Here is a 7,551-nt window from a genome sequence, read left to right on the forward strand (position 1 = left end):
GCCGGTCCGCTGCCGGGCACGGACGGTGCCGAACTGCTGCGCGTGCTGGCCCAGTTGATCGACAAGTCCCTCCTCGTACCGGTCTCCGCGCAGAGCGTGCTGTCCGGCCGGGTCTCCTACGTCCTCGGCCTGGAGGGCCCCGCGGTCACCGTGGACACCGCCTGCTCGTCGTCGCTGGTGGCGATGCACCTCGCCGGCCAGTCGCTGCGCACCGGTGAGAGCACGCTCGCGCTGGCCGGCGGCGTCACCGTCCTGGCCACGCCCGGCACGTTCGTGGAGTTCAGCCGGCAGGGCGGGCTCGCAGCCGACGGCCGCTGCAAGGCGTTCGCCGAGTCCGCCGACGGCACCGGGTTCGGCGAGGGCGTCGGCATCATGGTGCTGGAACGCCTGTCGGACGCCCGGCGCAACGGCCACCCGGTGCTCGCCGTCCTGCGCTCCAGCGCCGTCAACCAGGACGGCGCGTCCAACGGCCTGACCGCCCCCAACGGCCCCTCCCAGCAGCGCGTCATCCGCCAGGCGCTGGCCGCCGGCGGCCTGTCCCCGGCCGACGTCGACGCCGTCGAGGCGCACGGCACCGGCACCACGCTGGGCGACCCGATCGAGGCGCAGGCGCTGCTGGCCACCTACGGCCAGGACCGCCCCGAGGACCGGCCGCTGTGGCTGGGCACGGTGAAGTCCAACATCGGCCACACCCAGGCCGCCGCCGGTGTCGCCGGGGCGATCAAGATGGTGCAGGCCATCCGGCACGGCGTGCTGCCGCGCAGCCGCTACGCCGACGAGCCGACCTCGCACGTCGACTGGAGCGCCGGACAGGTGCGGCTGCTGGCCGAGGAGCGGCCGTGGCCGCAGACCGGTCACCCGCGCCGCGCGGGCGTGTCCTCGTTCGGCATCTCCGGGACGAACGCGCACGTGATCCTGGAGGCCGCCCCGGAGCCCGAGCCCGCCACCGCGCCCGAGCCCGAGGCCGCGCCCGGTGCGGCGGCCGAGGACTGCGCGGAGACGGTGTGGGTGGTGTCGGGCCGCACGGAGCAAGCCCTGCGCGCGCAGGCCGCCCGGCTGCTGTCCACGGTGGAGGCGGCCGACGACGGGACGCCGGCCCCGTATGACCCCGCGGACGTCGGTGCCGCGCTGCTGGGCACCCGCTCGCTGTTCGAGCACCGGGCGGTCGTCGTCGGCGCGGACCGCGACGAACTCACCGCGGGGCTACGGGCGTTGGCCACCGGCGAACCGGCCGCCCAGGTGGTGGAGGGAGTGGCCCGCACCCGCCGCGGGCTCGCGGTGCTCTTCACCGGGCAGGGCGCGCAGCGGCTCGGCATGGGGCGCCTACTGCACACGCAGTCCCCGGTGTTCGCCGCCGCCTTCGACGAGGTCGCCGACGAGCTGGACCGGCACCTGGAGCGCCCGCTGCGCGACGTCCTGTGGGGCGAGGACCGCGAACTGCTGGACCGCACCGGCTGGACGCAGCCCGCCCTGTTCGCGGTGGAGGTCGCGCTGTACCGGGTGCTCACGTCGTGGGGGGTGCGGCCGGACTACCTGCTCGGCCACTCCATCGGCGAGGTGGCCGCCGCCCATGTGGCCGGAGTGTTCTCGCTGCCGGACGCCTGCCGGCTGGTCGCCGCGCGGGCCCGGCTGATGGAGGCGCTGCCCGCCGGCGGCGCGATGGCCGCGCTGGCCGCGACCGAGCAGGAGGTGCGCGAACAGCTCACCGACGGCGTCTGCGTCGCAGCGGTCAACGCCGCCGAGTCGATCGTCGTCGCCGGCCCCGAGGCGGGCGTGCGCGCGGTGTGCGAGCACTTCGCCGCGCTGGGCCGCAGAACCCGGCGGCTGCGGGTCTCGCACGCCTTCCACTCCGCCCTCATGGCGCCCATGCTCGACGCCTTCGCCGCCGAACTGGCCCAGTTGTCCTACGCCGAGCCCGCGGTGCCGGTCGTCTCCAATGTGACAGGCGCGCCCGCGGACATGGCGAACCCGGCGTACTGGGTGGAACAGGTGCGCGGCACCGTCCGCTTCGCCGACGGGCTGGCGTGGCTGGCCGAGCACGGCGTGGACACCTTCGTGGAGGCCGGCCCCGACGCGGTGCTGTCCGGGCTGGTGGCCGCGAACGGCCTGACCGGGGCTGCCGCGGTGGCCCTCCAGCGCGGCGAGCGCACCGGCCGCGCGGTGCTGCTGCTGGCGCTCGCCCGGCTGTACGTCCAGGGCGCGGCCGTCGAATGGTCGCCGCTGTTCGCCGGGCGCGCCACCCGCCGGGTGGACCTGCCGACGTACGCGTTCCAGCGCCGCCGCTACTGGCCGCGGACCGTGCCGCAGCAGGCGACCGGGCGCGACCCTGTGGACGCGGAGTTCTGGGAGTCCGTGGCGAGCGGGCCCGACGGGCTGGCCCGCTCCCTCGGCATCGCGGACGACGCGCTGTCGGACGTCGTCCCGGCCCTGCTGCGCTGGCGCGAGCGGCGGCTGCGGGACGCGGCGGCCGACGACTGGTGCTACCGCCAGTCCTGGGTGCCGGTCGACGCGAACAGCACCGCACCGGTCGCGCCGCCGCGCTGGCTGGCGGTCGTCCCCGAGGGCGACGACCCCTGGGCCGCCGCCACGGCCGCGGCACTCGGCCCGGACACCGTGGTCCTCACCGCCGACAAGGCCGACGCCGAGCACCTGGCGCGAGTCGGCGCCGACCGCACCGGAGTGGTGGCCGTGGCCGGCGCCGGACGCGACGGGCTGACCGCGACGCTCCGCCTGCTGCAGGAGCTGCGGCGCTCGCAGCTGCCCGCCCCGCTGTGGGTGGTCACCCGCGCGGCCGTCGCGGCCCGTCCCGGCGATGTGGTCAAGGAGATGTGGCAGGGCGGCATCTGGGGACTGGGCCGGGTGGCGGCCCTCGAACTGCCGGAGTTGTGGGGCGGGTTGGTCGACCTCCCCGAAGAGGTCGACGCGGCCGTGGCGGCCCGGCTGTCCGGTGTGCTGTCCGGCGGCCACGGCGAGGACCAACTCGCCGTTCGCGCCTCGGGATTGTCCGGCCGTCGCCTCGTGCATGCCGCGGGCCGGGACGGTGAGGTCGAGCCGTGGACGACCGGCGGTACCGCGATCGTCACCGGCGGCACCGGCGGGTTGGGTGGATACGTGGCGCGGTGGCTGGTCGAACGCGGCGCGCAGCACCTGGTGTTGGTGTCCCGGCGGGGCCCGGAGGCTCCGGGTGCGGGGGAGTTGCGGGCCGAGTTGGAGGCCGCGGGTGCGCGGGTGAGCGTCGTCGCGGGTGACGTCGCCGACCGCGCCACCATGGCCGGGGTGTTCGCCGCGGTCCCGGCGGAGCTGCCGCTGCGGACGGTGGTGCACGCCGCGGGCGTGGGCAACGCGTTCACGCCGTTGGCGGACATGACGCCGGAACGGCTGGCGGCCGAGCTGCGGGTCAAGGCCGAAGGGGCGCTGCTGCTGGACGAGTTGACCGGCGACATGGACCTGGACGCGTTCGTGCTGTTCTCGTCCGGTGCCGCGTCCTGGGGCGGCAGCGGTCAGGGCGGTTACGCGGCGGGCAACGCCTGCCTGGACAGCCTCGCCGAGTACCGGCGGGCCCGCGGCCGTACCGCGACGTCCGTCGCCTGGGGCACGTGGGCCGAGGTCGGGATGGCCGCGGGCAGCTCCGACGGCCACGACCACCTGGCGCGGCTGGGGGTCTCCGCGATGGCGCCCGGCCTGGCCGTGGCCGCGCTGCAACGGGCCGTCGAGGACGACGAGACCATGGTCACGGTCGCCGACATGGACTGGACCACCTTTGCCCCGGCCTTCACGCTGGCCCGCCCGAGCAACCTGTTCGCCCTGCTCCCGGAGGCGGCCCCGGACACCCCGGACGAGGCCGACGCGGCGGCCGCGGGTGCCGAGTTCGCCCGGAACCTCGCCGCCCTGCCGGACGAGGAGCGGCGGGAGGAACTGCTCGCCCTGGTCCGCGAGCACACCGCGGCCGTGCTCGGCCACGACAGCGCCCGGGACGTCGACCCCGCGCAGGCGTTCCGCGACGCCGGGTTCGACTCGCTGACCGCGGTCGAGCTGCGCAACCGGCTGAGCCGGCGCACCGGCCTCGCGCTGCCCGCGACGCTCGTGTTCGACCACCCGAGCCCGTACAAGCTCGTCGACCACCTCGCCGGTGAGCTGGGCGGCGGCGCGGGCACGGCGGTCGGGCTGGGCGAACTGGGCGCGCGGTTGCGGGAGTTCGCCGCCGATCCGGCGGTTCGCGAGGACCTGGAGGCGATGCTGCGCCAGGTGCTCGGCACCTTCGAGGAGGCCACCGCCGAGCGGCGCGACGACATCGACGCCGCCTCCGACGAGGAGCTGTTCTCCATGGTCGACCAGGAAAGCAACTGGATGTCCGACGCTTCGTCCACCGCCGACCACGAGTGACAACGGGAATTCGAGGACTTTCCTTCAATGGCCACTGAAGAACAGCTGCGTTCCTACCTCAAGACGGCCGTGGCGAAATCGCGTGAGTCGCAGCGGCAGCTGAACGAGATGAAGAGAAGGCGGGACGAGCCGCTCGCCATCGTGGGCATGGCCTGCCGCTACCCGGGCGGGGTGACCGGCCCGGACAGCCTGTGGGAGCTGGTCGCCTCGGGCACGGACGCGGTGTCGGGCTTCCCGGCGGACCGGGGCTGGGACGTCGACGCGCTGTACGACCCGGCGGGCGCGCCCGGTACGACGTCCACCCGCGAGGGCGGGTTCGTGGACGCGGTGGGGGAGTTCGACGCGGGCTTCTTCGGGATCTCGCCGCGTGAGGCGCTGGCGATGGACCCGCAGCAGCGGCTGCTGCTGGAGGTGGCCTGGGAGTCGCTGGAGCACGCCGGTATCGACCCGGAGACGCTGGCGGGGACCGCCACCGGTGTCTTCGTCGGCGCGTCCTCCTCGGGGTACATGGAGGCGATCGGCGGCCTGCCGGAGACCGAGAGCCACCGCATGACCAGCGGGCTGCTCTCGGTGATCTCCGGCCGGCTGTCGTACGTGCTCGGGCTGGAGGGCCCGGCGGTCACCGTGGACACCGCGTGCTCGTCGTCGCTGGTGGCGATGCACTGGGCCGGGCAGGCGCTGCGCTCCCGGGAGTGCTCGCTCGCGCTGGCCGGCGGCGTCAACGTGGCCGTCAGCCCGGCCGGGTTCGTGGAGTTCACCCGCCAGGGCGGCCTGGCCCCCGACGGCCGGGGCAAGGCGTTCGCCGAGGCGGCCGACGGCACCAGCTGGTCGGAGGGCGCGGGCATCGTCGTACTGGAGCGGCTGTCGGAGGCCCGGCGCAACGGGCACCGCGTGCTGGCGGTTGTCCGCTCCAGCGCGGTCAACCAGGACGGCGCGTCCAACGGCCTCACGGCGCCGAACGGTCCGTCGCAGCGGCGGGTGATCCGGCAGGCGCTGACGGCCGCCTCGCTCGCCCCGTCCGAGGTGGACGTGGTGGAGGCGCACGGCACCGGTACCGTCCTCGGCGACCCGATCGAGGCGCAGGCGCTGCTGGCCACCTACGGGCAGGGCCGCCTCGACGACCAGCCGCTGTGGCTGGGCACGGTGAAGTCCAACATCGGCCACTCGCAGGCCGCGGCCGGTGTCGCGGGCGTGATCAAGATGGTGCAGGCCATCCGGCACGGCGCGCTGCCGCGCACTCTGCACGTGGACGCACCGAGCAACCGCGTGGACTGGACCCAGGGCCAGGTACGGCTGCTCACCGAACAGCAGCCGTGGCCGGAGACCGGGCACCCGCGCCGCGCCGGCGTCTCCTCCTTCGGCGTGTCCGGCACCAACGCGCACCTCATCCTCGAAGCCGCACCGGCCCCCGCCGCCTCCCACGAGGACAGCGTCGTAGACGCCCCGGACACCGCCGCGCCCGCCGTCACCGGCGCCCTGCCGTGGGTGCTGTCCGGCCGTACCGAACAGGCACTGGCCGCGCAGGCCGGGCGGCTGCTGGCGTACGTCGGGCAAGGCGAGCACACGGACCCGGCCGACGTGGCGCACGCACTGCTGCACAACCGGTCGGCGTTCGACCACCGCGCGGTGGTGGTGGGCGCCGACCGAGGTGAACTGACCGCCGGACTGGCGGCGTTGGCCGCGGGCGAGCCGTCCGCCGCGGTCGCCGAGGGAATCGCCGAGCCCGGCCGCCACAAACCGGTGTTCGTCTTCCCCGGCCAGGGCGCCCAATGGGTCGGCATGGCCGCAGAACTGCGCGCCGCGTCACCGGTGTTCGCCAAGGCCCTCGTCGAATGTGCCGACGCGCTGGCCGAGTTCGTCAACTGGTCGCTGCTCGACGCCCTGGACGACGAGGAGCTGCTCGCCCGCGTGGATGTGGTGCAGCCCGCGCTGTGGGCGGTCATGGTGTCGCTGGCCCGGGTGTGGCAGGAACTGGGGGTGCGCCCGGCCGCCGTCGTGGGCCACTCGCAGGGCGAGATCGCCGCCGCGGTCGTCGTCGGCGCGCTGTCGCTGACCGACGGCGCCCGCGTCGTCGCCCTGCGCAGCCGCGCCATCGCCGAGGAACTGGCCGGCGACGGCGGCATGGTGGCCGTACCGCTGCCCGTGGCGCAGGCCCGGGAAGTCCTCGCCCGCTGGGGCGAGCAGCTGTCCGTCGCGGCGGTCAACGGCCCCGGCTCCGTCGTCGTCTCCGGCGTGCCCGACGCGCTCGCCGAACTGCTGGACCACTGCGAGGCCGCCGGTGTCCGCGCGAAGCGGGTCCCGGTGGACTACGCCTCGCACTCCGCCGCGGTCGAGCGGATCGAGCAGCGCCTGGCCGCCGACCTCGCCGCCGTCGTCCCCCGGTCGTCCGCGGTGCCGATGTACTCCACCGTCACCGCCGAACCGGTCGACACCACCGGGCTCGACGCCGCCTACTGGTACCGCAACCTGCGGCAGACCGTCCGCTTCGAGGACACCAACCGGGCGCTCGCCGCGGCCGGTTACTCCGTCTTCGTCGAGATCAGCCCGCACCCGGTGCTCACGGTGCCGGTGCAGGACACCCTCGGCGACGGCGCCGTGGTCACCGGCACGCTGCGCCGCGGCGAAGGCGGCCCGGCCCGGCTGCTGCTGTCCGCCGCCCACCTGCACGCCCACGGGGTGCCGGTCGCGTGGGACGGCCTGCTCGGCGCGCGCGAATCCGGCTGGGTCGACCTGCCGACGTACGCGTTCCAGCGCCGCCGCTACTGGCCCGAGGGCGGCACGGCGGCCGCCGACGTCACGGCCGCCGGGCTGGAGGAGGTGCGGCACCCGCTGCTCGGCGCGGTGCTGTCCTCGCCCGAGGGCGGCGGCGCGGTGTTCACGTCGCGGCTGTCGGCCACCGCGCAGCCGTGGCTGGCCGACCACGCCGTACGGGGCCTGGTGGTCTTCCCCGGCACCGGTTTCGTGGAACTCGTCGTCCACGCCGCCGATGTCGTCGGGTGCGGCCGGGTCCGTGAACTCATCGTGGAGGCACCGCTGGTGCTGCCCGCGCGCGGCGGCGTCCAGGTCCAGGTGGTGCTGGGCGCGCCCGAGGACGGGCAGCGCTCGGTCACTGTGTACGCGCGCCCCGACGGGGGCGGCGACCGGCCGTGGGCGCGGCACGCCGCGGGC

At 75.5% G+C, this 7,551-nt stretch carries 2 protein-coding genes; both read left to right on the forward strand.

Annotation, left to right across the window (positions count from 1 at the left end; genetic code table 11):
* The coding region (locus tag ABZT04_RS45705; RefSeq protein ID WP_356066594.1) for a type I polyketide synthase at positions 1 to 4,383 on the forward strand (4,383 nt) is incomplete at its 5' end.
* A 27-nt stretch (positions 4,384 to 4,410) separates the two neighbouring features.
* On the forward strand, positions 4,411 to 7,551 hold a 3,141-nt coding region (locus ABZT04_RS45710; RefSeq protein WP_356066596.1), incomplete at its 3' end, for a type I polyketide synthase.

Origin of the sequence: Streptomyces sp. NPDC005492, assembly GCF_040605995.1 — a bacterium.
In the GTDB taxonomy this organism is placed as follows: domain Bacteria; phylum Actinomycetota; class Actinomycetes; order Streptomycetales; family Streptomycetaceae; genus Streptomyces.